This is a genomic window from Maribacter dokdonensis DSW-8, assembly GCF_001447995.1.
Lineage (GTDB): Bacteria > Bacteroidota > Bacteroidia > Flavobacteriales > Flavobacteriaceae > Maribacter > Maribacter dokdonensis.
This window is the reverse complement of record NZ_LDPE01000001.1, coordinates 1,916,431-1,942,601: the sequence shown is the minus strand read 5'-3', so window position 1 is coordinate 1,942,601 and position 26,171 is coordinate 1,916,431. Positions and strand designations below refer to the sequence as shown.

The following is a 26,171-nucleotide window of genomic DNA, read 5'->3' as shown; positions in this document are numbered from 1 at the left end:
ATGAGCGTAAAAGATGATTTAGAAGCACGTAGTGGTTCCACATGTGAATTATGTACCGCAACCAATAACTTAGAGGTTTTTGAAGTTGAACCGGTTTCTATAAGTGGAGTTGATTCTAGTATTTTGGCGTGTGAAACATGTCGTACTCAAATTGAAGACCCGGAAAAAATGGATGCTAATCACTGGCGTTGTTTAAATGACAGTATGTGGAGCGAGTATGATTCTGTAAAAGTTGTGGCATGGAGAATGCTTTCTAGATTAAAATCTGAAGGTTGGCCCAAAGATTTGCTGGATATGATGTATTTGGAACCTGAGGTTTTAGATTGGGCAAAGGCTACGGGAGAAGGTTTGGCAGAAAGTGAGAAGATAATTCACCGTGATGTCAATGGTGTAATCTTACAAAATGGTGATAGTGTTGTATTGGTGAAAGACCTAAAGATTAAAGGTTCTAGTCAAGTAGCCAAACAAGGTACTGCAGTAAGGCGAATTTCGTTAGATAGGGAAAATGCTGAATATATTGAAGGCAAAGTAGGACCTACCCTTACCGTAATCATCACTAAATACGTGAAAAAAATATAGTTGTACATTATTGGTTCTCGGTATCAATTTATCATCAACAAAACATACTTCTACAATAAAAAACGTCTTTGTAAGCAAAGACGTTTTTTAATTTACTGTCAACTGTCAACTACTTTTTGGTCATTTCAGTAAAATATTGATAGAAATAAGGGATGGTTTCAATGCCTTTTAAGTAGTTCCATACCCCAAAATGTTCGTTAGGGGAGTGTATGGCATCACTATCTAAACCAAAGCCCATAAGAATAGTTTTACTCTTTAGTTCTTTTTCAAATAGAGAGACTATAGGAATACTACCACCACTACGTTGTGGTATCGGTTTTTTTCCAAATGTGGTTTCGTATGCTTTTGATGCTGCTTGGTATGCATCAGTATCTATTGGCGTTACATAACCTTGACCACCATGATGAGGTTTTACTACTACGGTAACACCTTTAGGTGCAATAGATTCAAAATGAGTTTTAAATAGCTCGGTAATTTCTCTCCAATCTTGGTTGGGTACCAATCTCATAGATATTTTAGCATATGCTTTACTTGCTATAACCGTTTTGGCTCCTTCCCCAATATAACCGCCCCAAATGCCATTGACATCTAAGGTAGGTCTAATGGAGTTACGTTCGTTTGTAGAATAACCTGCTTCACCATACACCGAATCAATATCCAAAGCTTTTTGATATTTTTCTATGCTGAACGGTGCTTTTGCCATTTCTGCACGTTCTTCGGCGGAAAGTTCCTCTACCTTGTCATAAAACCCTGGAATGGTAATATGGTTATTTTCGTCATGTAAACTAGCGATCATTTTTGTTAAAATGTTGATCGGATTTGCTACGGCACCACCATACAAACCAGAATGCAAATCACGATTAGGACCCGTAACTTCCACTTCAACATAACTAAGTCCGCGTAAACCAGTGGTTATAGAAGGTACATCATTGGCGATCATGCCCGTGTCCGATATTAAAATAACATCGTTTGCCAATTTTTCTTTATTCTCGGCAACATAAATACTTAAGTTATTACTCCCAACTTCCTCTTCGCCTTCAATCATGAATTTTACATTACACGGCAGTTGATCGGTTTTTACCATTAATTCCAATGCCTTTACATGCATGTACATTTGCCCTTTGTCATCGCAAGCACCACGTGCAAAAATGGCTCCTTCTGGGTGTAAATCGGTTTTTTTGATTACCGGTTCATAAGGTGGGGAAGTCCATAATTCCAATGGTTCGGCCGGTTGTACATCATAATGGCCGTATACTAGTACCGTTGGTAGGTCTTTGTTTATGATTTTTTCACCATAAACTATAGGGTAACCGGCTGTTTCATGAATTTCAACAATATCGCAACCTGCATCTTCTAGTTTTGATTTTACCATTTCCGCAGCGTTTAAAACATCTTGAGAGAAGGCAGGATCTGCGCTAACAGACGGTATTTTAAGTAGTTCTATGATTTCATTTAGAAATCGGTCCTTGTTTTCGGAGATATAATTCTTTACGTTTTTCATGCAATTTTTTATCTGACTTTTGATAAAAGTACAAAAAGCGTAATTTTTAAATAGCTAAAATTTAGAGAATTGATTTTTTGCATTATATTTGCACCCCGATAATCACATATCGTGATTTTGGAAAGTATGCAGGCGTGGTGGAATTGGTAGACACGCTAGACTTAGGATCTAGTGCCGCGAGGTGTGAGAGTTCGAGTCTCTCCGCCTGTACAACGAAAGCCTTTCAGGAAACTGAGAGGCTTTTTTTATTGATACTTTGAATGTTTTCTTTCTGATACTTCATCAGTTGAATTCTATCAGGTTGCTACAACAAGAGATTATATTTGTGAGCAATTATTGCAAAACCCAGATATAATTAGATTGTGGACTTTTGCCACATAACCATCAGGCAATGGTACAGATATATCTCGTTCTAAACATTCCACTTTTCCACATTCTAAACATCTAAAATGCATGTGGCTGTGAGAATGTAGCTGCTTTTCTTCTCCACAATTGGAACATAGGGCAAAGTATTGTTTACCATCGTCGCCAACAATTTTGTGTACTTTACCGTCTTCACAGAATCTGTTTAGAACTCTATAAATGGTAGCTCTATCAATATCAGATTCAATATTGGCTTGTATCATATCATGACTCAAGGCGTTCCCCGAAGATTTAAGTACTTGCAAAATTTCGGTTTTAGATGGTGTTTTTCTTCTCTTCATGGTTTTAATGCGACTATGTTGCAATATACTAAAATTTCATTACATTTGCATTGTATTAAAGCGACATAATCGCATTAATGAAAATGTTTTGTTTTAAATCAATATTTAAAATACACTTATATGGTAGATAGTAGATTTTTTGATGTTATTATTATTGGAGGTAGTTATGCAGGTTTATCAGCTGCAATGTCCTTAGGTAGGTCATTGAGAAACGTATTAATTATTGATGGTGGTAAGCCCTGCAATAGGCAAACACCACACTCACATAATTTTATTACACAAGACGGTGTAGAGCCGAGCCGTATTAATGAACTGGCAAAAGATCAAGTGCTTAACTATGATACCGTTGAGTTCATTGAAGATATTGCCCTTAATGCCAAAAAAACTGAATCAGGTTTTAATATTACGACGTTATCTGGTACAGTTTTCAATGCCCATAAATTGATATTTAGTAGCGGCATAAAAGATATTATGCCAGATATACCGGGTTTTTCTGATTGTTGGGGTATCTCTATCATTCATTGTCCTTATTGCCATGGTTTTGAAAATAAAGGTAAAAAAACGGCTATTTACGCCAGTATACCTAGAGCTTTACATTTGGCTCCATTGATCAAGAATCTTACTGGTAACCTAACATTGATCATAAAAAATATGACCGATTTAAAAGAAGATGAAATTCAAATATTAAAGAATAATCAAGTTAAGTTAATAGTTGCTGATATTACTTCAATTGAACATGATTTGGGTAATTTAAAAAGTATAGGTTTTAGCAATGGAGAAAAACATTCTTTTGAAGCTCTATACGCATCGTTACCATTTGAACAGCATTCACAAATACCTCAAGAACTAGGGTGTACCTTTACTGATGACGGGTATATTGATGTTACCCCTTTTCAAGAAACCTCTATAAAAGGTGTTTATGCCTGTGGAGATAATTCAAATATGTTAAGGTCAGTTGCAAACGCAGTTAATACCGGAAACTTTACCGGTGCCAAGGTCAATGCAGATTTGGCCAATGAGCAATTTAAATAATTGCTATTACAGGCTATTGCTAACGTTCAATAAAATATGTGTGAGATCATAATTAAGGTTAGTGGTGAACAAAGTCATTTTTCTGTAATAAAGTATGCCTTAAAAACTGATTGTCATGGATGATTTTTGGGAGCTTAGTTTTAAGAGAAACACTGTCATGTGGGGAAAGGAACCAGCCGATGCCGCGGTTATGGTAGCCAATAGTTTTAAGGTTAAAGGCTACGATGAAATTTTAATACCCGGCTGTGGCTATGGTAGAAATGCCTTGCCCTTTATTGCTATGGCAATGAATGTTACAGGAATAGAAATTTCGGCTACAGCTATAGCTATTGCATCTAATTTGGTGCCTGATAAATTCAAAATTTATAATGGTAATGTAACCGATATGCCATTTGATCAAAAGTTGTATGATGGTATTTTTTGCTACTCGTTATTGCACCTTTTAAATAGTGTACAAAGAAGTAACTTAATTAGAAATTGTTATAACCAGCTTAATATAGGTGGTTCTATGGTTTTTGTTACGTTGTCTACTAATGATCATCAATTTGGTAAAGGAACCAAGATTTCCAAAAACCATTATTTATCCAAACATCATATTGAATTATATTTTCATGACACCGCTTCTATTCACAAGGAATTTAGTGATTATGGTATAAGTGATGTAAGAGAAATTATTGAGCCTGTAAAGGGTATGAAAAATGCTTTAAATCAACGTTTATGGATGATTACCTGTACCAAATAAACTGTTGGTTCATAATAACTATGAGTAGGTTTGTGTAGATCATATGGTTTAGAAGTATAGTAGGTGTTGTAAGTTTTTGGTTGAATTCACCTCTAATACTTTAATATTGGTTGAATTGTAATTAAAACAATAGTTATGGGTTTTGAAAAAGTATCTTTTATTAATTCTCAAGGAAAAAAATTAGCGGCACGTCTAGAAAGACCTGATAACCAAGAACCTCATAGCTATGCTATTTTTGCGCATTGTTTTACTTGTAATAAGAACTTTTCTGCGGTTCGTAATATATCAAGGGCATTGGTGAGTAAAGGTATTGCCGTGCTAAGATTTGATTTCACCGGACTTGGAGAGAGCGAAGGGGAATTTGAAGAGACCAACTTTTCCTCTAATGTGTCCGATCTTATTGAGGCTGCGAAATATTTAGAACAGCATTATAAAGCTCCATCTTTATTAATTGGTCATTCTTTAGGTGGTGCTGCCGTAATATTTGCTGCGTCTGAATTAGATTCCGTTGCTGCAGTTTCTACCATTGGGGCGCCATCTTCACCAGCTCATGTACAACATTTATTTAAGTCCAATGTAGATGAAATAAATGCAACAGGTAAGGCAAAAGTGAATATCGGAGGACGCGATTTTACCATTAAAAAGGATTTTATAGATGATATTGAATCTAAACCCATGAAAGAGGTCCTAAAGAATTTAAGAAAACCGTATTTGGTGCTGCATTCTCCTCAAGATACCGTTGTAGGGATTGAAAATGCAAAAGAATTGTACCAATATGCTCATCATCCAAAGAGTTTTATTTCTATTGATAAGGCCGATCATCTTTTAATGGATAGTGTAGATTCTACCTATGTAGGTAATGTTATTGCAGGTTGGGCAGAGCGGTATTTGGATATTCCTAAAGGTACACCTTTAAAAACATCTCACCAGGTGGCAGTAAGTATTGGTAATGAGGGTTTCACCTCTGAAATAGTGGCCGGTAATCATTTGTTGATTGCTGATGAGCCAAAGGATTTTGGCGGTAATGACTTTGGTCCTTCCCCTTATGATTATGTTTCTTCAGGATTAGGTGCTTGTACGGCCATGACGTTGAGAATGTATGCTTCAAGAAAAAAGTGGGACTTACAAAAGGTTATAGTACATGTTGATCACGGTAAAGAACATGCTCCTGATTCTCAAAATACTTCGACTATTAAAAAGATCGATACTTTTAAACGAAGTATAGAATTGTTCGGTGATTTAGACGATAGTCAAAAGAATAGGTTAATGGAAATTGCAGATAAATGTCCTGTACATAAAACCTTGTCCGCAACATCGGTGATAATAACAAAACTTAAATAAAATAAACTAAAATAATATGGTAAAGGCTATATGGAATAATACGGTAATTGCAGAAAGTGATGCTACGGTACAGGTTGAAGGCAATCATTACTTTCCACCTTCAACAATTAAAAAAGAATATTTTAAAACTACGGATACACATACAAGTTGCCCCTGGAAAGGAGTAGCATCTTACTATGATATAGAGGTTGATGGTGATGTCAACAAAGATGCCGCATGGTATTATCCAGAAGTATCAGAATTGGCAAAAGGTATTAAAGGGTATATCGCTTTTTGGAAAGGGGTAGAAGTAAAGTGAAATAAAAAGGACCGGAATAACCGGTCCTTTTGTTTTAAGCTTGTATTGTTATCTATGCTGTGGCATTCTGTGGTGCCCAGTGACTGCATGACATACCTGGAGCTGCTTTTTGTGGGTTAGCGCAATCGCTAGATTCAAACTTTACACAGGTTACACAATTAGTCTCATCTTTTAAGGCAGCTTTCATTTCAAAACTATCACACGTATAACTATTTCCTACTTTTACGCCATGCACTTTACACGTGTTGCCTTCAACCAAATTATCACAATTAACACAACTATTTCCAAATCTTATCGACATAATCTTCTATTTTAAGTTCCTAATAAATTTACATTCACATACGTTTAGAAGCAATTTAAATAGCTGTAGTTCAGTAGTGTGTATTTAGATTGTTTAAAAATAGCTGAACGAGTGCTTTATATATTTTGACTTAAAAATGTTTTTGGCCAGAAAACTCCATAGCCTCTCCTTTACCGAAACCAAAACTAATACCCAATGTAATAAATCTTCCGCGCTTACTATAATCTCTTAGGTAGTAGGTAGGTTGTGTGGTTATACTTTCACTTATACGCGACGCAAATACATCACGTACGCTCAAGTTTACAATCGCTTTACCTTTTAAAATCTTTTTTCTTGCCCCAAAATCCATAAATAAATTTTCAGATACTTCTTGTTGCAAGGTTCTATAATTTGATCGGTAATTACCTATAAGTTCAATGTCAATATCTGCAGGTAATTTAAACTTACCTGTAAGTCGCGTAGACCATTGATCTCCAGTAAAATCAAATGAGCTTCCTTCAAAATCCCCTTCACGGGCAAAGTGGCTATAATTAAAATCATTTGTAAACGACACCCAGTTTGCAGGTATGTATTTAGCATTGAATTCAATACCAGTAGTGTTGCTTGTGCCCACATTTTCTGGTCTGGATATACTTACATTGTCCTCAAATTCTACGATCCGTTCCACAACATCTTCAGTATGTCTGTAAAACACGCCCAGGTTCATAGACATTTTACCAATTTTATAGATACTGGTTACCTCAAAACTGTCCGTGAATTCAGCTTGTAAATCAGCATTACCGGTACTGATACTAAAGTTATTCCTAATATTGAAAAACGGATTCAGATCCCATAGTCGTGGTCTAAATATACGTTTAGAATACCCTGCTTGTAATGAAAGGTCATCATTGATCTTATAAGAAGTGTGCCCACTAGGAAATAAGTTGTTATACTTATTGTCATTGGCAACGTTGGTGTTTCTCAATAGTGTGGCAACATCGGTATCTTCAAAGCGAAGCCCTACTTTAAGACCCCATTTATCGCCTTCGTAAGCTGTAGTGCCATAAATGCCCAATACCTTTTGGGTCCACTCAAAAATATTGGTCAGGTTTGGGTCTTCTATAAAGTTTGTACCGTCGAAATTACTTATGGCAAAATCGTTTTCTACATCATTAATTTGATATTGTGCACCGGTTTCCAATGTAAATTTTTCTGACCAAGGATGTGTATAATCTGCTTTAAACGTGTATTCTGCTTGGCTAAAATCTGTTCTACTTTTTTGAAGCATGTCATCTTCATTACCAAAAGTTGTAGTATTCGTGAAATTACTGGTCTGATCTTTCGCAAACAGATTTCCGGTAGCGCTTAATAGTAGAGATTGTTCTTCATTACCTTCAAAGTCTTTTTTGTATTGAAGTTCATACGAGTATTTTGGGTTGGTTGCTTCGGTTAATTCTTGTCTTCTAAAAGCATCGGTCAACGAGTTGCTTGCATCAAATGTGCTAAAAATGGCATCTGCATTTTCTTTCTCCCATTCATAGGCAAAATTTCCTGAAAGGGTAATGACGTTTAGATCGTTTATATGATAATCGGTTCCTAAGATGAGATTGAAAAACGTCTCGTTTTTGTCATTTTCTCCAAAACTGTTAATGTAGGTACCATCTTCTAAATTTCTGTTTTCAGTTTCCTCATCACTTGGAAAAGTTCTACGACCAAAACCAACTTGACTGAATAAATTGAATTTTTCTGTTCGTCTGTTAAGGCTTAGGCCCAAACTGTGGTTGTTGGGTACACCTGTATTGAGGGTAACCGCACCGTTAAGTCCTTTTTTTTCCTCTTTTTTTAAGACGATGTTTATAATGCCCGATGTGCCTTCTGCATCATATTTTGCAGATGGGTTCGTAATTACCTCAATGCGTTCTATCATATCTGCGGTTAAGGTTCCCAATGCGTTCCCTTGCTCATTAGCAATTACGGAAGGTTTACCGTTGATCAACATTTGTACACCTTGACTTCCACGTAAGCTTACGGCTCCTTCTATATTAACGTTAACAGATGGTACGTTGTTTAAAACCTCTAATGCACTAGCGCCGGTACTGCTTAAGTCTGCCCCAACATTAAAAACACGTTTGTCCAGTTTAAATACGGTTTGGCTAATTTCTCCTTCTACAACAACTTCATCTAATTGTTGTGAATCTTCTGAAATGGAAACAGTGCCTAATTCAATTTTGTTATTGGTAATAGTAGGGTTATCAAATCTTTGGGTGGTAAACCCTATAAAACTGACTTCAATATAAAAATCAGAAGCCGTAGTTTCAAGAACAAAACTGCCATCCTGTAGGGTAGTTGTGCCAACAATTGGCTTTTGGTTAACTGGATCGCCTACCAAAACTGTGGCAAATTCTATGGCTTCGTCATTATTGGTCTCTATAATTTTACCAGTGATCGTAATTGTATTTTGTGCCAATGCTGTTTGGCTAAAAAGCATTGAAACTAATATTATAAATGAGTAGTAAATTGGTTTGTACATGTTAAAGGTTGATAAGTTGAACTGTAAAAGTGCACATAACTAATTTTGTTTTATTCTTAAATTCTGCAAACGACATTTGTTGTAGTGCAAACGACATTTCTTTTTGACGTGGCGTTTACCAGTAAAATAATGTCGATGACAGCCTTAATAAATAGCGTAATCCAATTATGTAGTATTTTTAAATAATGACCATGAATTCTAAATTTAATAATAGCACAACCAAAGAAATTATTTTTCAGGTGCTACTGCATATTGTGGTCTTTCTTTTTTTTACGTTCGATAGAAATGAACCTGAAATTGAAGGTTTTAAAGTGTTGGCTTTTTTAAACTACTCCTTAGGTGCCTTTGTAATCAATTACCTATTGTTGCCCAAATATTACTATAGGAAAAGATATTTGCAGTTTTTTCTTTTTCTGATTATTCTAATTAGTGCTATTATATCTTTTGAAGAGTTGGTTCTAGAGCAAATTTTTTATCCCAATACACGTGCAGTGTATTTTCCGGGAGTGGTCTATAGCCTGTTAGATGTAATGCCGGTAATATTAATTTTAGTAGGGTTCAAATTTGCTTGGGATGCCTCTAAAAAACAATTGGAGGTAGAAGAGTTGCGTACTTCCGTAAAGGAAAGTGAGTTGTTGTTTTTAAAGTCACAGATCAATCCACATTTTTTATTCAACAATTTAAATAACCTTTACTCTTATGCCATAGAAGAATCCTCAAAAACGCCTTCTATTATTCTTGAATTGTCTGCAGTGCTAAGATATATGCTGTATGATTGTAAGGAAAAGTATGTAGCCTTACCCAAAGAAATGGAACATTTAAAGAACTTTACGCAACTAAATGAAATGCAGATAGAGGAACGGGGTAGTGTTAACTTTAAAACCGAACATATTAAGAGTGGCTATCTAATTGCCCCTTTAATTCTATCTGTTTTTATAGAGAACGCTTTTAAACATAGTACGGCAAGTCAGTCTCATGGTATTTTTATAGATGTAAATGTGTCATTGGATGAGAAGGGAGTTTTAAATTTTGAATGTAGAAATTCATTCTTAAAACTATCTAATACCCAAAGTATCTCAAATGGTATAGGTTTGCAAAATGTGAAGAAAAGACTCGAATTACTGTATCCCAACGCTCATAAATTACATATTCAAAAGGAACAGCATATTTATTATGTACATTTAAAATTACAATTGATACAGGCAAGCTTATGATGCAGTGTATTATAATAGAAGATCAACCGCCAGCGCAAAGAGTGCTTAAGAAGTATATTTCAGACATAGGCAACTTGCAGTTAAAAGCTACGTTTGCCGATGCAATTCTGGCAATGGAGTATCTCAAAACGGAGCATGTAGACCTTATTTTTCTAGATATTCATTTACCTAAGATTTCAGGAATTGAATTTTTGAATGTTTTAAAGCAAAAACCTAGCGTAATATTGACCACGGCATTTTCAGATTATGCCTTGGAAAGTTATGAGTATGGGGTGGTAGACTACCTTTTAAAACCGTTTTCATTTAAGCGATTTGTACAAGCGGTCCATAAAGTGCCAACCAAAGAAAATTTTTTAATGGATGGTACAGTTCAAAATGATAATGTTTTACCTGATGTGATTTTTGTAAAATCTGGATATGAACATGTTAAGATTGAAGTGAGGAACATAAGTCATATTAGATCCGATGCGGACTATACAGAGATTCATTTGATAAAACACAAATACCTGTCGCAAGAAACCTTAAAATATTGGCAAGAGCACCTAAATAACCTTAAGTTTTTAAGAGTGCATAAATCTTACATCGTAAATATGAGCAAGATTAAAAAAGTGATTGGAAATCATGTAGTATTGGAAAGGAATGTGAGAGTGCCTATTGGTAGAGCCTATAAAGAGGATTTTATGAAAAGCATTATAAAGTAAATGTAGTTGGTAGAAGCTTTTCTCTAATGACGGATAAATATAAAAAAGCCCCTTTCAAAGGGGCTTTTATAATGTAATTTTTTGCAATAAGCTCTAATTTAAAAGATTAGACAATCCCTAAAAGGGTTAATATTGCACCTACCGCAACAACAGCCAAAAAAGCATTCATTGCTATAATAAGTACGGATAGATAAGTTTCTACCCCTGTTTTAAATGATAAATTGTTCATAACATTACCTACTTTAAAGTTACTCTACTAAAGTTAGTTGAAATGAGCAACTTTTACCTAGTAATTGTTGTAAAACCTTACAAAAACAACGTAAAACCTTACTTATTTGTGGTTGATAGTTCTTGACAGATGCATTTTAACCGTAAAATTGGTGTTTCATCGATGTTGAACTATCAGTAATGTTTTGAAGTCAACTTTTAAAAGCTTTGATGTAAATGTTACTTGTAATTATTTGATCAGTCCTAACCAATCTGCTATACCTGCAAGTGGTACTGCTAGAAGAATTAGAATTAAACATGTAATCATTAATTTGAGAAATCCGTTGAGCATTTTTACTCCAGAAGTTAGTTCTTGTTCCATAATCATACTTATATTGTTCTGTTCTCAATATAAGTATTAGAAGTGTAAAGTGCTGTAATATAGTGATGTAAAATCGATTAACGTATCATATAATCAGGGGAATGCACCCAAATTGAGTCTATAGTAGTCTAATTTTTGAGCTAAATATTCGGTAGTTTATAAGTTTCGTTGGTGTGAATACTTCAATTTTTTGTCCCTAAAACTGAATTTAATTCATTCAGTATACATGGTGTGGCCCCAGCCTTTTCTTTGATGTATTTAGAATTGATTTGTCCGGTTAATTCCTGTTTATCGTTGTCGTTGAAGAATTCGTCTACTTGCTTTTTTAATTCTAAAAAGCTATTTACAGAAATAATACCACCTAATGTTACTAGTTCTTCCGCTTCTGCAAAACCTTCGTATTTTTCTCCAATAATTACGGGTATCTCAAAAACTGCAGGCTCTAATGTATTGTGTAATCCTGTAGCGAAACCACCGCCAACATATGCAATGTCTGCATAACTGTATATTTTGGTCAATAACCCAATGGTATCGATAATTATAACATCGTAGTCTTTTAATACGACCTTTTCATTTAAATCAGAATAGCATATAACAGATTTATCAATAGATGAAACTATATTTTTTATATGATCAGCTTTCATAGTGTGCGGCGCGATCACATACTTAATGGCATATTTACTTTGGTTGATATAATCAATTAGTAGTCTTTCATCCTCTGGCCAAGTGCTACCTGCTACAAAACAGAACTGTTCATCTTTGAATAACTTCATAAATTCCAGGTCGTTATTGCGCTTTGTTATTTCAAGCACCCTATCAAAACGAGTATCTCCTGCAACGGTCACATTTTTTAAACCAATAGATTTTAGTAAGTCTGAAGACATGGAATTCTGAACAAAAATATGAGTGAAACTTTTTAAAGCTTTACGCATAAAATGACCGTACCACTTGAAATAGGATTGTTTCTTTTTGAATAAGGCAGAAATTAAAAAAGTGGGGGTATTCAAATTTTTAAGGGCGGCTAAGTAATTAGGCCAAATTTCATATTTGATGAAAATGGCAATATCTGGGTGTGCCATTTTTATAAATGATTTTACATTGTTTTTGGTGTCTAACGGTAGATAACATATTACATCGGCAACTTTGCTGTTTTTCTTTACTTCGTACCCTGAAGGAGAGAAAAAAGTAAGTAGGGTTTTGTAATGTGGATATGATAATTTTAATTGCTCCAATACTGGTAACCCTTGCTCAAATTCACCTAAAGAGGCGGCATGGATCCAAATTACTTTATCTTCTTTAGAAATGGACTTTTCAATTATGGAAAGCGAATTTTTTCTACCATTTACAAAAAGGGAAAGCTTAGTGTTTACCAATGCCAAGCCTTTTAAAATTACAGAAGCAATTACCGCTATGAAGTTATAAAGAATATACAAACTGATGCTTTTGGGCTAAATTACGTTTCTTTCCATAAAATTAGTGTTGCCCGTTTCGTATTTTTGTTGCACTTCATGTAATTACAACAGATGAAAAAGATACAAATGGTAGACCTAGGTGGTCAATACCAAGAAATTAAAGAACAGGTAAATAACTCAATTTCTCAGATATTAGAGACATCAGCATTTATTAATGGTCCAGAAGTTCATGCATTTCAAAAGGAACTGGAGGAGTATTTACAGGTAAAGCATGTCATTCCTTGTGCAAATGGTACAGACGCTTTGCAAATTGCAATGATGGGGTTGGGTCTAAAACCTGGCGATGAGGTGATTACTGCCGACTTTACCTTTGCCGCTACGGTTGAGGTAATTGCATTGTTACAACTTACGCCGGTTTTGGTAGATGTATATCCAGATACTTTTAATATTAACATTGAAGCGATCGAAAAGGCGATTACCCCTAAGACAAAGGCTATAGTGCCGGTACATCTTTTTGGGCAATGTGCTAATATGGATGCAATTCTAGATTTGGCAAAAAAGCATGATTTATTTGTTATCGAAGATAATGCACAGGCAATAGGTGCCAGATATTATGCTAAAGATGGTACTAAGCAGATGGCCGGAAGTATTGGGCATGTTGGTGCCACTTCTTTTTTTCCTTCTAAAAATTTGGGCTGCTATGGTGATGGCGGCGCTATTTTTACTAATGATGATGAATTGGCACATACACTTCGTGGTATTGTTAACCATGGTATGTATGAGCGTTACCATCATGATGTGGTTGGGGTAAATTCTAGACTAGATTCTATACAGGCTGCGGTACTAAGGGCAAAATTGCCAAAATTAGATGGCTATTGCGAAGCAAGAAGAAATGCGGCAAGAGCATATTCCAAAGCGTTTGAGGGTCAAGAGCATATCATAACCCCTGTGACCGTGAATAATTGTGAGGGAATTTGCGATGTGTGCGATTGTCACGTGTTTCATCAATATACGTTGAGAATAACAAATGGCAAAAGAGATGAGCTGGGACAATTTTTAGCAAAGAATGAAGTTCCTTTTGGTGTATATTATCCTATCCCGTTGCATAAACAAAAGGCATATTTGGATGATAGGTACAATGAGGCAGATTTTCCTGTGACCAATCAATTGGTGAAAGAAGTAATTTCTTTACCAATGCATACGGAATTGGATGAAGAACAGATTAACCATATTACGCAGTTGGTTATCGGGTTTGTTAATGGGTAGTGCAAAGTTTTTTTAATTTGGCAACGTTCAAATAATATAGTAGATGAAAGTATTAGTAACAGGAGGTTTAGGTTTTATTGGCTCACATACTGTAGTAGAATTACAGAATAAAGGGTTTGAAGTGGTCATTATTGATGATTGTTCTAACTCTGATGAAAGTGTGCTAGAGGGTATTGAGGCCATTACCGGTAAAAAGCCACTTTATGAAAAACTGGACCTTAAGGAAAAACAAAAAGTCGAGGACTTTTTTCAAAAATACCAAGATGTTACTGGAGTTATACACTTTGCTGCGTCTAAGGCGGTGGGGGAGAGTGTTGAGAAACCATTATTGTATTATGAAAACAACATTGGTACTTTGGTATACATATTAAAGGAGCTTTGTAAAAAGAATAAGGCAAGTTTTATTTTTAGTTCTTCTTGTACGGTATACGGACAGGCAGATAAAATGCCAATTACCGAAGATGCACCGGTCAAGGTGGCAGAATCTCCATATGGCAATACCAAACAAATGGGTGAGGAAATTATTGCAGATACCTGTAAAGTTACTCCTGGTCTTAATGCTATTGCCTTACGATATTTTAATCCTATGGGAGCGCATCCAAGTGCGAATATTGGAGAATTGCCAAAAGGGGTTCCACAAAATTTGGTGCCCTTCATTACTCAAACAGGTATTGGACTTAGAAAAGAGTTATCTGTTTTTGGAGACGATTACCCTACTCCTGATGGCACATGTATTAGAGATTATATTTATGTGGTGGACTTGGCCAAGGCACATGTGGTAGCTTTAGAGCGCTTGCTTAATGGTGACAATGCATCTAACTACGAAGTATTTAATGTAGGTACGGGTAAAGGTAGCTCGGTTTTAGAGGCTATTAAGAGTTTTGAAAAGGTTTCAGGTAAAAAATTGAATTATAAAATTGTAGATAGAAGACCTGGAGATATTACAACAGCATATGCAGATACTACCAAGGCAAATGAAGTGTTAGGTTGGAAAGCTGAATATACTTTAGAAGAGGCAATGAATTACGCTTGGATCTGGGAGCAGAAAATTAGGGATTGATTTTTCGATACTATCAATATAAATAAGGGGAAATATGGTTATATTTCCCCTTATTTAATTTAAATACCACCTCTTATGAAAAATTCTCTATTTGTATTGTTCCTGTTTGTTATAGGTCTGGCTAATGCACAGGACACTTACTTACAATGCGGTAAAATTGTTGACGTTGAATCTGGTAAAATTTTATCTGAAAAGACAATTATAGTATCGAGTAATAAGATCAAGGAGATTAAAAATGGTTATGTATCGGGTAATGATACGGATATGGTGGTAGATTTAAAATCCAAGACCATATTACCGGGTTTTATAGATATGCATGTGCATATAGAAAGCGAATCTAGCCCATCTAGATATTTAGAAGCATTTACCTTGAACGAAGCTGATGTGGCATTTCAATCTACGGTGTATGCTAAACGGACTTTAATGGCCGGTTTTACAACAGTTAGGGATTTAGGTGGTTCTGGTGTAAACATTGCCCTCAAGAAAGCAATTAATAAAGGAACAATAGTTGGTCCAAGAATTTTCACCGCCGGAAAATCTCTTGCTTCTACAGGTGGACATGCGGATCCTACCAACGGAAGAAGTCAAGAATTAATGGGTGATCCAGGACCAAAAGAAGGGGTGGTCAATTCTCCGGAAGATGGCAGAAAAGCAGTTCGTCAACGATATAAAGATGGTGCAGATGTTATTAAGATTACCGCAACTGGGGGTGTTTTAAGTGTAGCTAAAAGTGGTCAAAATCCACAATTTACTATTGAAGAAATAAAAGCGATTACAGATACTGCAAAAGATTATGGTATGCTTACCGCTGCACATGCACATGGTGATGAAGGTATGCAAAGAGCTATTTTAGGCGGAATTAAAACTATTGAACATGGTACATTAATGTCTGAGGAAACTATGGATCTTATGATCAAGCATAATACTTTTATGGTGCCTACCATTTCTGCCGGTCAAGAGGCTGCTAGGTTAGCCAAAATACCTAACTATTTGCCGCCGGTAGTGGCTAAGAAAGCCTTGGAAATAGGACCTAAACTCAATGAAACTTTTGCAAAAGCTTATAAGAAAGGGGTAAGTATAGCCTTTGGTACAGATTCAGGGGTGTCTCCCCATGGTGATAATGCTAAGGAATTTGTTTATATGAACAAGGCGGGTATGCCCGTTATTGAGACATTACGTTCAGCTACAATAACCAATGCTATGCTTTTAGGCGAGGCTGATTTAGGACAAATTAAAGAAGGGTATATTGCTGATATTGTTGCTGTAAATGAAAACCCTTTAAATAATGTGGAAACCCTTACAGATGTAGTTTTTGTGATGAAAGAAGGGGTCGTTTATAAACAATAATGGTATAGAAGGTTTGGCTAATTCTTGAAAATAAGCTTTGCATGAAAATCAATGTTGATACTAGTAGGCAGTTGGTGCAAATAGCATTAGGTGACTCCCTTTTTGAAAAATTGGTTAAACAAGTGGAGAAAGATTTCATTCTTGCCAATAATCCATTGAAAATCACGAAAACTATAGATGGCGTTAGCTTCATTGCCCTTATTCGTGAAAAGATCTATTACTTAATGATGGAGCATTTCGCAGAATACCTTAATCTTATGTATATCATAGATATTCCTGAAAAGGAGTTTGAGCATATTCAAATTACGGATACTGTAGATGTAGCTGATCAAATTACTTTTTTGATTTTAAAGAGGGAATATAAAAAAGTGTGGTACCGTAACAGGTATCAATAAGATGATATCAAGATTACACCTTTATATAAATGCCTTTTTTATCCATGATATAACCTACTAACCAACAAGTGAACATTATCCATAAAGCAAAGAATAACGAGCCAAAGTAGTCACCTGCTATATGTATAAAGATGTTATCTGCAATCCAGTTGTAGGCGGTTGTGCCCTTCATTGATATTTCTGCCAAACTGATGATAAAAAGTTCAGATAATAGGTAGATAAACAGTGTATTTCTGCCAAATACTTCAAAGAAATAAGTCCATTTTCCAGGTTTGGACATATCTAATAAGTAAATAAGAATGGAGATTATAAAAATATCTATTCCAATGGTTAGCAAAACAAAAGAACTGGACCATAGTTTTTTATTGAAAGGGAATGTGAGGTCCCATGCAAATCCTGCTATTATGAGAAGTCCGCTAACCATAATCAATTTGGCAATGGTCTCAAAATTCTGACCGTTCTTTTGAATGAATTTACCAGTAAAGAATCCGGCTATAACATTTACAATGGCAGGCAATGTGCTTAATAATCCTTCTGGGTCAAAAGCAACACCGCCATTTCCGTGGTACATATGGTCTGCTCCAATAATGTATTTGTCAAGTTTTAATACGGCATTCCCGGTTAATGATAAATCTCCGAATACCATTAGGATAATATGATAACCAATAAGAGCAATGGCGCTAAAGATCAAAACAGATTTAGTCTTGAAATAATGTAATAAGATCGATGCAAATAGGTAACAGAGGGCAATACGCTGCAGTACACCAAAAATTCTGGTTTCTGCAATTGGTTTTAAACTCCCATTTTCAAAAAATGGGAACCAATACATTAAAAACCCTAATAGGAAAATAATGGCAAAACGTTTAAAAACCTTTTTTAAGAATTCAGAACTTGCCACATTTTGGTATTTTTTCATGCTAAAGCTCATAGCGTTTCCTACTACGAATAAGAAAGTAGGAAATACTAGATCCGTTAACGTAAATCCGTTCCAGACCGCATGTTTTAAAATGCCAAAACTGGTATCGCCATTTCCGGGGGAATTCACAATGATCATTAAAGCGACATCCATGCCTCTAAAGACATCTAATGAAAGATACCTGTTTTTCAATGTATTCATGTTGGTTTGGTATTGGTAAGGTAGTAATTTTTAGAAGTACACGCGTACAAATGGCATTAGTGCATTTCCGTATATGCTTTTGTTGTCGTCGTACAGTAAATCATATCGCAATCCCATAGTAACGTTTCGGGTGCTGTAACCCGCACCTATGAAAAATGCAGGTAGCCAGTAGTTATCTTCAATATCTATAGTTGAGGTCGCAATTGTTCTGTTGATCCTAAGCTGTTCAAATTCTGCGGACATTTGAAGTTGGGGAATAGGGTTAAAGAGAGTAAGAACACTCCCGCCGTATGCTAGAAATTTGTCTTCATCAAATTTGGCATAGTTGAAACTTAAACTGGCACCAGAAGCAAATTGCTCATTAAATTGATAAATGGCACTTGGGGAAATAGACCCATTGAATCCGTTATTTGTAAATCCTAATCCAATACTTCCACCAAATCTTACGTTATTCCAGAAATCAGAATTGTTCCTAGTGGTTTGGGCCAGTGAAAAGGTGATATTTAATGTGATAAAACCAATGAATATCATTTTTTTTAAGCTCATAGGGCGATTTTGTTTTAAAGTTTCATTTTTTTCAATAATACTTGGCATTCTATCGTTAGATATTGTAAATGTTGTATTTTTGTTAGAAATTTATTCTAAAGATACAGAAAGTAATTCATGGATAAATATTCCTTTTTGAATACCGCTCATACCTCTTTTTTTTCAGAGTTATACGATAAGTATTTAGTAAATCCGGATAGTGTAGAACCAAGTTGGAGAGCCTTTTTTCAAGGATTCGACTTTGGGATGGAAAGTTCATTAGATGAACTTGAAATTGATGAGAACAGAACTACTGTTGTAGTAAACGGTAATAAGAGTGAAATGCCAGAATCCTTGCAAAAAGAGTTTCAGGTAATCAGACTTATTGACGGTTATAGAAGCAGAGGTCACTTATTTACGAAAACAAACCCGGTTCGTGAGCGAAGACATTATGAACCTTCATTGGAAATAGAAAATTTCGGACTTTCATCGTCTGATCTTGAAACCGTTTTTAATGCAGGTGATATAATTGGTATAGGTCCAAGTGCCCTCAAAGAAATTGTTAGACATTTACAAAGTATCTATTGCGATGCTATTGGTGTTGAGTATATGTATATTCGAAAGCCAGAGCGTGTAAAATGGATTCAAGACTGGATTAATGTCAATGACAACCATCCTGATTTTGAGCCGGATAGAAAAAAGCATATTCTTAAAAAGTTGAATCATGCCATTTCTTTCGAGACTTTTTTGCATACAAAATATGTAGGTCAGAAAAGATTCTCCTTAGAAGGGAATGAATCATTGATACCTGCCTTAGACGTAATTGTTGAGCGTGCCGCAGAAATGGGCGTAAAGCAGTTTGTTATGGGTATGGCACACCGTGGAAGATTAAATGTTCTCACCAATATTTTCGGAAAATCCGCTAAAGATATTTTTAGTGAATTCGATGGTAAGGATTATGAGCAAGAGATTTTTGATGGCGATGTTAAGTATCACCTAGGTTGGACTTCAGATAGAAAATCTGATAACGGAAATAAAATTAACATGAGCATTGCACCAAACCCTTCTCACTTAGAGACTGTAGGTGCAGTGGTTGAAGGTATTGCAAGGGCAAAGCAAGATGCGGACTATCAAGATGATATTTCAAAAGTGCTTCCTATTGTAGTACATGGTGACGCCGCCATAGCAGGTCAAGGTTTGGTATATGAAGTTGTGCAAATGGCCGGTCTTGATGGTTACAAAACCGGAGGTACTATACATATTGTAGTAAACAATCAAATTGGATTTACCACTAACTATCTAGATGCTAGAACATCTACCTATTGTACAGATGTAGCCAAAGTTACTTTGAGTCCAGTATTGCATGTTAATGCTGATGATGCTGAGGCTGTGGTACACGCATCACTTTTTGCATTGGAATATAGGATGCAATTTGAGAGCGATGTATTTATAGATTTGTTAGGGTATAGAAAGTATGGGCATAATGAAGGTGATGAGCCAAGATTTACCCAGCCAAAACTATACAAAGCTATTTCCAAGCATAAGAACCCAAGGGATATTTATGCTGAAAGACTAATTCAAGAAGGTGTTATTGACGATACCTATGTTTCTGAATTGGAAAAACAGTATAAAGATTCATTAGAGGAAAAACTTGAAGATTCACGTAAGGAAGATAAAACTGTAATAACCCCGTTCATGGCAGATGAATGGAAAGGTTTTGAAAATGTTCGTGAATGGGAAATGATGGACCCGGTGAATACCAAGTTCACCAAGACCAAATTAGATAAAATTGCCAAGGTGATAACTGCTTTGCCAAAAGGTAAAAAGTTTTTACGTAAAGTAGAAAAACTAGTCAAGGATCGCTACAATATGTATTTTGAAGCGGATAATTTGGACTGGGCCATGGGTGAATTATTGGCATATGGTTCTCTTTTAGAGGAAGGTTATGCTGTGCGTATGTCCGGACAGGATGTAGAACGTGGTACTTTCTCTCACCGTCATGCCGTAATGAAGGTTGAAGAGAGCGAGGAAGAAATAATCTTGTTGAACCAGCTTTCTGATAAGCAAGCAAAATTTCAGATTTATAATTCACTTTTATCGGAATACGGTGTTGTAGGTTTTGATTATGGTTATGCCATGGCTAGCCCTAAAACATTGACAATATGGGAAGCTCAGTTTGGGGATTTCAGTAATGGGGCCCAAATTATGATAGACCAATATATTTCTGCCGCAGAAGATAAGTGGAAACTTCAAAATGGTTTGGTAATGCTCTTACCACATGGTTATGAAGGTCAAGGTGCAGAACACTCTTCCGCTAGAATGGAACGTTACTTGCAATTGTGTGCAAAAGATAATATGTACATAGCAGATGTAACTACACCAGCGCAAATGTTCCATATTTTGCGTAGACAAATGAAGGCTAATTTTAGAAAGCCATTGATCATTTTTACGCCTAAAAGTTTGTTGAGACATCCAAAAGCAGTGTCTAAAATAGCGGATTTAACAGGTGGTGGTTTCCAAGAGGTCATAGATGATGAGACTACAGATGCTAAAAAAGTAAAATCATTGGTATTCTGTACAGGTAAGTTCTATTATGATCTTTTAGCTGTTAAAGAAGAGAATAGTAGAGATGATGTGGCACTGGTAAGGGTAGAACAATTGTTCCCTATTCCGGAAAAGAAAATGAAGGAAGCCATTGCAAAATATAAGAATGCAGATGATATTGTTTGGGCTCAAGAAGAACCTAGAAATATGGGTGCATGGAGTCATTTATTAATGCATTTTGACGAAGCTAGAACTTTTAGGGTTGCTTCAAGGCGTTTTTATGCAGCTCCGGCAGCAGGTAGTTCTGTGCGTTCAAAAGCACGTCATCAACAAGTTATAGATTACGTTTTTGATAAAACGAAGGATAATATGTCCAAGCCAAAAAAATAAAATAACATATCAAATTATAGAAAGAATGATTCTAGAAATGAAGGTCCCATCGCCGGGAGAGTCTATCACAGAGGTGGAAATTGCAGAATGGTTGGTAGAGGATGGTGATTATGTAGAAAAAGATCAAGCGATTGCAGAAGTAGATTCAGATAAAGCTACTTTAGAATTGCCTGCTGAAGCAAGTGGTACAATTACTTTAAAAGCAGAGGAAGGTGATGCTGTTGCAGTAGGTGCCATTGTTTGCTTAATTGATACGGGTGCGGCCAAGCCAGATGGTGCAGCCAAAACCGCAAGCGCACCAAAAGAAGAGAAAAAAGAGGAGCCTAAAACAGAAAAAGCTCCGCAGCCAGCTCAAGCTAAAGAAACTTATGCTTCTGGTGTACCATCACCTGCAGCTAAGAAAATCTTAGATGAAAAAGGTGTGGATAGTAGTGCAGTTTCCGGTTCAGGTAGAGATGGCAGAATTACCAAGGAAGATGCTGTAAATGCAGTGCCTTCAATGGGGTCGCCTACAGGTGGTAGTCGTGGAGAATCTAGGTCTAAACTATCAATGTTGCGTAGAAAAGTTGCCGAAAGATTGGTTTCTGCAAAAAATGAAACAGCAATGTTGACCACTTTCAATGAAGTGGATATGTCTGCAATTTTTGAGCTAAGAAATAAGTATAAAGAAGATTTCAAAAGCAAACATGGGGTTGGTTTAGGTTTCATGTCATTTTTTACAAAGGCTGTAGTGAGAGCCTTGGAAATGTACCCTGCCGTAAATTCTATGATTGATGGTAAGGAAATGATTTCTTATGATTTCTGTGATATCAGTATTGCGGTATCGGGTCCTAAAGGTTTAATGGTACCTGTTATTCGTAACGCTGAAAACTTAACCTTCAGAGGGGTAGAGGCAGAAGTGAAAAGATTGGCTATTAGAGCTCGTGAAGGTGAAATTACCGTTGATGAGATGACTGGTGGTACATTTACTATTACTAATGGTGGTGTATTTGGTTCTATGTTGTCTACCCCTATTATCAATCCACCGCAAAGTGCTATATTGGGTATGCATAATATAGTTGAAAGACCAATTGCACGTGACGGGGCTATTGCTATTGCACCAATTATGTATGTTGCATTGTCATATGATCACCGTATTATTGATGGTAAAGAATCTGTAGGGTTCTTGGTGGCAATCAAAGAAGCAATAGAAAATCCGGAAGAAATATTGATGGACAATAACGTTAAGAAAGCTTTGGAAATGTAATTTTCTAAAACTAGAATAAAGTTAAAAGCGTTGAGTTACCTCAACGCTTTTTCTTTTTTAAATAGATGCATTTTTTACCGTAGTCGATAATTGCTTTGGATTTTTTAAGAATATCGGCACCTATAATTCCGTCTACCGGCTCTGCATTATGTGCGGTAAGGGCTTCGTTTACATGTTTTAAATCGAAAAGCACAATTTCAAGATTATGAAATTCCCATGAATTTAAATTGATGGTGTTGCTCTTAGAGACTAAGGTTTCCATATTCGTGGCACCGGCACCGGCAGCTTTTATAACAGACTCTTCAGAAATTAATTTAAAATGCTCAATTTTATCCATACCAATACAGGTATTCGATGCGCCTGTGTCCAATATAAATCTGCCTGGCACCGAATTTATTTCAGCATAGATTTCAAAATGATCGGTTGCGGTTAACTCTAAGGGAATGCGTACGTAATCTTTATCCTTCAAAAATTTTTTGAGGGTACTCATAATTCATTTTTTTCAAAGATAAGCCTATTTTTGCCGCATGATTATAACAGATACGCATACGCATTTATATAGTGAGGCTTTTGATGAAGATAGAAAAGAAGCGATTGAGAAAGCAATTGATTTGGGAGTGGAAAGGTTTTTTATTCCCGCTATAGATTCTTCCTATACGGAAAGCATGTTGGCACTTGAAAAGGATTTTCCAGGACGCATGTTTTTGATGTCGGGATTGCATCCTACACATGTAAATGAGAATTTTGAGCAAGAGCTCTTACATGTAGAGGAAATGCTTGAAAAACATACCTATTATGCAGTGGGTGAAATTGGTATCGATTTATATTGGGAAAAGAAGTATATAAAAGAGCAGAAAATTGCTTTTAAAAAGCAGATACAACTGGCTAAAAGAAAGAATTTGCCTATTGTCATACATTGTCGTGATGCTTTTGATGAGGTATTTGAAGTATTGGAGGGGGAAAAGGGTAATGGACTAAGAGGTATTTTTCATTGTTTTACCGGTACGCTTGAACAGGCGAAAAAAGCTATTTCGTATAATATGAAATTGGGTATAGGTGGTGTGGTCACATTTAAGAATGGTAAAATAGATACATTTTTAAAGGAGATAGAATTAAAGCATATTGTTCTGGAAACAGATTCACCCTATCTGGCGCCAACTCCATATAGAGGGAAAAGAAATGAAAGTGCGTACATCATCAATGTACTGGAAAAAATGGCTGATGTTTATGGGGTTCCTAATGAAGAAATTGCGTTAGTAACCACTAACAATTCTAGAGAAGTGTTCGGTATTTAAAGTTGAATGAATAATAGGTAGTTGTAATATGGATAAAAGAAGCATTTTATTGATTTATACAGGTGGTACGATCGGAATGATGAAAGATTATTCATCTGGGGCGTTAAAGGCTTTTGATTTCTCGCAATTGCTAAAAAATATACCAGAACTTAATCAGTTAGATTGTACTATATCAAGCTTTTCGTTTGATTATCCTATAGATTCATCCAATATGAACCCTGGTCATTGGATCGCTATTTCAGATATTATCGCTGATAAATACCATGAATATGATGGTTTTGTAGTGTTACATGGTAGTGATACTATGAGTTATACGGCGTCTGCTTTAAGTTTTTTGTTGGAAAACCTTTCAAAGCCGGTAATTTTAACAGGATCTCAATTGCCCATTGGTGACTTAAGGACAGATGCTAAAGAAAATCTTATTACTGCTATTCAAATTGCAGCTTTGTATGAAAAAGGAAAACCTGTAATACAAGAAGTAGGGTTGTATTTTGAGTATAAATTGTATAGAGGAAATAGAACTACTAAAATAAATGCGGAACATTTTCAAGCATTTGCTTCTTTGAACTACCCTCATTTAATAGAATCGGGAGTGCATTTATCGGTTTTTAAAGAATATTTACTGCCCCAAAAACGAAAATTGCCGTTAAAATCACATAAAAATATGGATGACAATGTGGCTATTTTAAAAATTTTTCCGGGAATTAATGAAAATATTATCGACGCAATTTTAAACGCCAAAAATTTAAAAGCGCTGATTTTGGAAACTTATGGGTCGGGAAATGCTCCAATGGAAGAATGGTTTTTAAAGAAATTAAATAATGCAATAAATAAAGGAATTCATATAATTAATGTCACCCAGTGTTCTGGTGGTGCGGTTATGATGGGGCATTATGAAACAAGTTCAAGATTAAAGAAAATGCAAGTAGTTAATGGTAAGGATATTACGACTGAAGCTGCTATAACCAAGGCTATGTATCTATTGGGTAGTGGTGTTTCCCATGACCTGTTTAAAACCGTTTTCGAAACCTCTTTGCGTGGAGAAATGCTGTAAATTTAACAGTAGTTTAATTTCGATAACTAATATTTTTTTTGTTATTTGCCCACCCTTAAAAAAGGTAACTTAGAGAGGTGGCCGAGTGGTCGAAGGCGCACGCCTGGAAAGTGTGTATACCCCAAAAGGGTATCGAGGGTTCGAATCCCTTCCTCTCTGCAAGTAAGTTTTACTTTTTTTATATTGTTTTTTTTTTATCTTTAACCCTATTAACTAACTAATTTAAGTTTGAAAAAATGAAAAAATTATTCCCAAGCCTAGCAGTCGCTGGGGCATTTGTAGCAGGTACAAATATTGTAAGTGCAAAAGTAGCAGCAGTAGCGTTGCTAGTTCAAGAAGGAGCTCCTGAAGCGGAAAAAGGATTTACTCAGGTTTTAAAAGAAATGTTTATTACAGGTGGTGCCGGTTTCATGGGTATCGTTCTTTTATGTTTGATCCTTGGTTTGGCAGTTGCTATTGAAAGAATTATTTATTTGAACATGGCAAGTACAAATTCTGCCAAGTTGAAACAACAAGTTGAAGATGCATTGGCGTCAGGTGGTGTTGAGGCTGCAAAAGAGGTTTGTAGAAATACAAAAGGACCTGTTGCTTCTATTTACTACCAAGGTTTGGACAGAGCTGGTGAGAGCATTGAGTCTGCTGAAAAAGCTGTTGTTGCTTATGGTGGTGTTCAAATGGGTCAATTGGAGAAAAACGTTTCTTGGTTGTCTTTATTTATTGCAATTGCACCAATGCTTGGTTTCATGGGTACGGTAATTGGTATGATCCAGGCCTTCCAAAAGATTGCTGCTGTTGGTAACTTAAGTGCATCTCTTATTGCAGGTGATATTCAGGTTGCATTATTAACAACGGTATTCGGTCTTATTACGGCTATTATACTTCAAATTTTCTACAACTATATTATCGCTAAAATTGATAGCATCGTTAATGATATGGAAGATTCTTCTATTACATTGATCGATATGTTGGTAGATCACAAAAAATAAGTTTCACTTTTAATACCTAAAAA

At 35.8% G+C, this 26,171-nt stretch carries 26 protein-coding genes and 2 tRNA genes; 18 read left to right on the top strand and 10 right to left on the bottom strand.

Going from position 1 to position 26,171, the window contains the following annotated elements:
• The gene (locus I600_RS08475) at positions 1 to 579 is read left to right on the top strand and encodes a PhnA domain-containing protein (RefSeq protein WP_058104002.1); all 579 of its coding nucleotides are present in this window, start codon (positions 1 to 3) and stop codon (positions 577 to 579) included.
• Positions 580 to 688: 109 nt separating this feature from the next.
• On the opposite strand, the gene I600_RS08470 is transcribed toward I600_RS08475, so the two are convergent.
• A complete protein-coding gene (locus I600_RS08470) occupies positions 689 to 2,080 on the bottom strand; it encodes a dipeptidase (protein ID WP_058104001.1) in 1,392 nt (463 codons plus the stop codon).
• 128 nt (positions 2,081 to 2,208) lie between these two features.
• Here I600_RS08470 and I600_RS08465 point away from each other — a divergent pair.
• Positions 2,209 to 2,290 (top strand) — tRNA-Leu (locus tag I600_RS08465).
• A gap of 107 nt (positions 2,291 to 2,397) precedes the next feature.
• Here I600_RS08465 and I600_RS08460 read toward each other — a convergent pair.
• A complete protein-coding gene (locus I600_RS08460) occupies positions 2,398 to 2,784 on the bottom strand; it encodes a Fur family transcriptional regulator (RefSeq protein WP_058104000.1) in 387 nt (128 codons plus the stop codon).
• A 120-nt stretch (positions 2,785 to 2,904) separates the two neighbouring features.
• On the opposite strand from I600_RS08460, the gene I600_RS08455 reads away from it, so the two are divergent.
• The 4 genes from I600_RS08455 to I600_RS08440 all read left to right on the top strand — a co-directional run bounded on the left by I600_RS08455 (position 2,905) and on the right by I600_RS08440 (position 6,197).
• Positions 2,905 to 3,816 carry an NAD(P)/FAD-dependent oxidoreductase gene (locus tag I600_RS08455; RefSeq protein ID WP_058103999.1) on the top strand — a complete coding sequence of 304 codons (912 nt, stop codon included), beginning with the start codon at positions 2,905 to 2,907 and terminating at the stop codon, positions 3,814 to 3,816.
• A gap of 115 nt (positions 3,817 to 3,931) precedes the next feature.
• A complete protein-coding gene (locus tag I600_RS08450; protein WP_058103998.1) occupies positions 3,932 to 4,558 on the top strand; it encodes a class I SAM-dependent methyltransferase in 627 nt (208 codons plus the stop codon).
• Between the two features lie 135 nt (positions 4,559 to 4,693).
• The gene (locus I600_RS08445; protein ID WP_058103997.1) at positions 4,694 to 5,899 is read left to right on the top strand and encodes a bifunctional alpha/beta hydrolase/OsmC family protein; all 1,206 of its coding nucleotides are present in this window, start codon (positions 4,694 to 4,696) and stop codon (positions 5,897 to 5,899) included.
• 16 nt (positions 5,900 to 5,915) lie between these two features.
• The gene (locus tag I600_RS08440; protein ID WP_058103996.1) at positions 5,916 to 6,197 is read left to right on the top strand and encodes a DUF427 domain-containing protein; all 282 of its coding nucleotides are present in this window, start codon (positions 5,916 to 5,918) and stop codon (positions 6,195 to 6,197) included.
• A gap of 52 nt (positions 6,198 to 6,249) precedes the next feature.
• On the opposite strand, the gene I600_RS08435 is transcribed toward I600_RS08440, so the two are convergent.
• Complete coding sequence (locus tag I600_RS08435; RefSeq protein ID WP_058103995.1) at positions 6,250 to 6,498, bottom strand: hypothetical protein; 249 nt, start codon at positions 6,496 to 6,498, stop codon at positions 6,250 to 6,252.
• A 130-nt stretch (positions 6,499 to 6,628) separates the two neighbouring features.
• Positions 6,629 to 8,965 carry an outer membrane beta-barrel family protein gene (locus I600_RS08430; protein WP_245188860.1) on the bottom strand — a complete coding sequence of 779 codons (2,337 nt, stop codon included), beginning with the start codon at positions 8,963 to 8,965 and terminating at the stop codon, positions 6,629 to 6,631.
• 233 nt (positions 8,966 to 9,198) lie between these two features.
• Here I600_RS08430 and I600_RS08425 point away from each other — a divergent pair, with 233 nt between their 5' ends.
• Positions 9,199 to 10,221, top strand: coding sequence for a sensor histidine kinase (locus I600_RS08425; protein WP_157490854.1), 1,023 nt, complete (start codon positions 9,199 to 9,201; stop codon positions 10,219 to 10,221).
• On the top strand, positions 10,218 to 10,922 hold the full coding sequence (locus tag I600_RS08420; protein ID WP_058103992.1) for a LytR/AlgR family response regulator transcription factor: 705 nt from the start codon (positions 10,218 to 10,220) through the stop codon (positions 10,920 to 10,922). Before I600_RS08425 ends, I600_RS08420 begins: the two co-directional genes overlap by 4 nt.
• A gap of 106 nt (positions 10,923 to 11,028) precedes the next feature.
• On the opposite strand, the gene I600_RS19545 is transcribed toward I600_RS08420, so the two are convergent.
• The 3 genes from I600_RS19545 to I600_RS08415 all read right to left on the bottom strand — a co-directional run bounded on the left by I600_RS19545 (position 11,029) and on the right by I600_RS08415 (position 12,944).
• Positions 11,029 to 11,151 (bottom strand): hypothetical protein, encoded by a 123-nt coding sequence (locus tag I600_RS19545; RefSeq protein ID WP_257786202.1) that lies wholly within the window; start codon positions 11,149 to 11,151, stop codon positions 11,029 to 11,031.
• A gap of 228 nt (positions 11,152 to 11,379) precedes the next feature.
• Complete coding sequence (locus tag I600_RS19540) at positions 11,380 to 11,511, bottom strand: hypothetical protein (protein WP_257786203.1); 132 nt, start codon at positions 11,509 to 11,511, stop codon at positions 11,380 to 11,382.
• Between the two features lie 182 nt (positions 11,512 to 11,693).
• On the bottom strand, positions 11,694 to 12,944 hold the full coding sequence (locus I600_RS08415; RefSeq protein ID WP_058103991.1) for a 3-deoxy-D-manno-octulosonic acid transferase: 1,251 nt from the start codon (positions 12,942 to 12,944) through the stop codon (positions 11,694 to 11,696).
• A 90-nt stretch (positions 12,945 to 13,034) separates the two neighbouring features.
• Here I600_RS08415 and I600_RS08410 point away from each other — a divergent pair, with 90 nt between their 5' ends.
• From I600_RS08410 to I600_RS08395, 4 genes are all read left to right on the top strand, one after another.
• Positions 13,035 to 14,189: a DegT/DnrJ/EryC1/StrS family aminotransferase gene (locus I600_RS08410; protein WP_058103990.1), complete on the top strand. Its 1,155-nt coding sequence runs from the start codon at positions 13,035 to 13,037 to the stop codon at positions 14,187 to 14,189.
• A 43-nt stretch (positions 14,190 to 14,232) separates the two neighbouring features.
• On the top strand, positions 14,233 to 15,249 hold the full coding sequence (gene galE / locus I600_RS08405; protein WP_058103989.1) for a UDP-glucose 4-epimerase GalE: 1,017 nt from the start codon (positions 14,233 to 14,235) through the stop codon (positions 15,247 to 15,249).
• A 75-nt stretch (positions 15,250 to 15,324) separates the two neighbouring features.
• Entirely contained in the window at positions 15,325 to 16,596 is a 1,272-nt protein-coding gene (locus I600_RS08400; RefSeq protein WP_058103988.1) for a metal-dependent hydrolase family protein, read from the top strand.
• A gap of 41 nt (positions 16,597 to 16,637) precedes the next feature.
• Entirely contained in the window at positions 16,638 to 16,991 is a 354-nt protein-coding gene (locus I600_RS08395) for a hypothetical protein (protein WP_058103987.1), read from the top strand.
• A gap of 13 nt (positions 16,992 to 17,004) precedes the next feature.
• On the opposite strand, the gene I600_RS08390 is transcribed toward I600_RS08395, so the two are convergent.
• Both I600_RS08390 and I600_RS08385 read right to left on the bottom strand, forming a co-directional pair.
• Positions 17,005 to 18,108, bottom strand: a complete 1,104-nt coding sequence (locus I600_RS08390; RefSeq protein ID WP_058103986.1) for an acyltransferase family protein — start codon at positions 18,106 to 18,108, stop codon at positions 17,005 to 17,007.
• A 30-nt stretch (positions 18,109 to 18,138) separates the two neighbouring features.
• A complete protein-coding gene (locus tag I600_RS08385) occupies positions 18,139 to 18,654 on the bottom strand; it encodes a hypothetical protein (RefSeq protein ID WP_058104326.1) in 516 nt (171 codons plus the stop codon).
• Positions 18,655 to 18,771: 117 nt separating this feature from the next.
• Here I600_RS08385 and I600_RS08380 point away from each other — a divergent pair, with 117 nt between their 5' ends.
• Entirely contained in the window at positions 18,772 to 21,567 is a 2,796-nt protein-coding gene (locus I600_RS08380) for a 2-oxoglutarate dehydrogenase E1 component (protein WP_058103985.1), read from the top strand.
• Between the two features lie 25 nt (positions 21,568 to 21,592).
• Positions 21,593 to 22,813: a 2-oxoglutarate dehydrogenase complex dihydrolipoyllysine-residue succinyltransferase gene (gene odhB / locus I600_RS08375; RefSeq protein WP_058103984.1), complete on the top strand. Its 1,221-nt coding sequence runs from the start codon at positions 21,593 to 21,595 to the stop codon at positions 22,811 to 22,813.
• A gap of 40 nt (positions 22,814 to 22,853) precedes the next feature.
• Here the strand turns inward: odhB and I600_RS08370 are convergent, their stop codons facing one another.
• Entirely contained in the window at positions 22,854 to 23,303 is a 450-nt protein-coding gene (locus tag I600_RS08370; protein ID WP_058103983.1) for a retropepsin-like aspartic protease, read from the bottom strand.
• A gap of 37 nt (positions 23,304 to 23,340) precedes the next feature.
• Here I600_RS08370 and I600_RS08365 point away from each other — a divergent pair, with 37 nt between their 5' ends.
• The 4 genes from I600_RS08365 (at position 23,341) to I600_RS08350 (ending at position 26,148) form a co-directional block, all read left to right on the top strand.
• A complete protein-coding gene (locus I600_RS08365; protein ID WP_058103982.1) occupies positions 23,341 to 24,108 on the top strand; it encodes a TatD family hydrolase in 768 nt (255 codons plus the stop codon).
• Between the two features lie 28 nt (positions 24,109 to 24,136).
• Positions 24,137 to 25,162, top strand: coding sequence for an asparaginase (locus tag I600_RS08360; protein WP_058103981.1), 1,026 nt, complete (start codon positions 24,137 to 24,139; stop codon positions 25,160 to 25,162).
• Between the two features lie 71 nt (positions 25,163 to 25,233).
• Positions 25,234 to 25,321, top strand: a tRNA-Ser gene (locus I600_RS08355).
• 77 nt (positions 25,322 to 25,398) lie between these two features.
• Positions 25,399 to 26,148: a MotA/TolQ/ExbB proton channel family protein gene (locus I600_RS08350; protein WP_058103980.1), complete on the top strand. Its 750-nt coding sequence runs from the start codon at positions 25,399 to 25,401 to the stop codon at positions 26,146 to 26,148.
• Positions 26,149 to 26,171: the final 23 nt, after the last annotated feature.

Bases quoted from the DNA above. Each gene is read 5' to 3' on its own strand.
- I600_RS08475 (WP_058104002.1), top strand. From the start codon at position 1: ATGAGCGTAAAAGATGATTTAGAAGCACGTAGTGGTTCCACATGTGAA.
- I600_RS08470 (WP_058104001.1), bottom strand. From the start codon at position 2,080: ATGAAAAACGTAAAGAATTATATCTCCGAAAACAAGGACCGATTTCTA.
- I600_RS08460 (WP_058104000.1), bottom strand. From the start codon at position 2,784: ATGAAGAGAAGAAAAACACCATCTAAAACCGAAATTTTGCAAGTACTT.
- I600_RS08455 (WP_058103999.1), top strand. From the start codon at position 2,905: ATGGTAGATAGTAGATTTTTTGATGTTATTATTATTGGAGGTAGTTAT.
- I600_RS08450 (WP_058103998.1), top strand. From the start codon at position 3,932: ATGGATGATTTTTGGGAGCTTAGTTTTAAGAGAAACACTGTCATGTGG.
- I600_RS08445 (WP_058103997.1), top strand. From the start codon at position 4,694: ATGGGTTTTGAAAAAGTATCTTTTATTAATTCTCAAGGAAAAAAATTA.
- I600_RS08440 (WP_058103996.1), top strand. From the start codon at position 5,916: ATGGTAAAGGCTATATGGAATAATACGGTAATTGCAGAAAGTGATGCT.
- I600_RS08435 (WP_058103995.1), bottom strand. From the start codon at position 6,498: ATGTCGATAAGATTTGGAAATAGTTGTGTTAATTGTGATAATTTGGTT.
- I600_RS08430 (WP_245188860.1), bottom strand. From the start codon at position 8,965: ATGCTTTTTAGCCAAACAGCATTGGCACAAAATACAATTACGATCACT.
- I600_RS08425 (WP_157490854.1), top strand. From the start codon at position 9,199: ATGAATTCTAAATTTAATAATAGCACAACCAAAGAAATTATTTTTCAG.
- I600_RS08420 (WP_058103992.1), top strand. From the start codon at position 10,218: ATGATGCAGTGTATTATAATAGAAGATCAACCGCCAGCGCAAAGAGTG.
- I600_RS19545 (WP_257786202.1), bottom strand. From the start codon at position 11,151: ATGAACAATTTATCATTTAAAACAGGGGTAGAAACTTATCTATCCGTA.
- I600_RS19540 (WP_257786203.1), bottom strand. From the start codon at position 11,511: ATGGAACAAGAACTAACTTCTGGAGTAAAAATGCTCAACGGATTTCTC.
- I600_RS08410 (WP_058103990.1), top strand. From the start codon at position 13,035: ATGAAAAAGATACAAATGGTAGACCTAGGTGGTCAATACCAAGAAATT.
- galE (WP_058103989.1), top strand. From the start codon at position 14,233: ATGAAAGTATTAGTAACAGGAGGTTTAGGTTTTATTGGCTCACATACT.
- I600_RS08400 (WP_058103988.1), top strand. From the start codon at position 15,325: ATGAAAAATTCTCTATTTGTATTGTTCCTGTTTGTTATAGGTCTGGCT.
- I600_RS08395 (WP_058103987.1), top strand. From the start codon at position 16,638: ATGAAAATCAATGTTGATACTAGTAGGCAGTTGGTGCAAATAGCATTA.
- I600_RS08390 (WP_058103986.1), bottom strand. From the start codon at position 18,108: ATGAATACATTGAAAAACAGGTATCTTTCATTAGATGTCTTTAGAGGC.
- I600_RS08385 (WP_058104326.1), bottom strand. From the start codon at position 18,654: ATGAGCTTAAAAAAAATGATATTCATTGGTTTTATCACATTAAATATC.
- I600_RS08380 (WP_058103985.1), top strand. From the start codon at position 18,772: ATGGATAAATATTCCTTTTTGAATACCGCTCATACCTCTTTTTTTTCA.
- odhB (WP_058103984.1), top strand. From the start codon at position 21,593: ATGATTCTAGAAATGAAGGTCCCATCGCCGGGAGAGTCTATCACAGAG.
- I600_RS08370 (WP_058103983.1), bottom strand. From the start codon at position 23,303: ATGAGTACCCTCAAAAAATTTTTGAAGGATAAAGATTACGTACGCATT.
- I600_RS08365 (WP_058103982.1), top strand. From the start codon at position 23,341: ATGATTATAACAGATACGCATACGCATTTATATAGTGAGGCTTTTGAT.
- I600_RS08360 (WP_058103981.1), top strand. From the start codon at position 24,137: ATGGATAAAAGAAGCATTTTATTGATTTATACAGGTGGTACGATCGGA.
- I600_RS08350 (WP_058103980.1), top strand. From the start codon at position 25,399: ATGAAAAAATTATTCCCAAGCCTAGCAGTCGCTGGGGCATTTGTAGCA.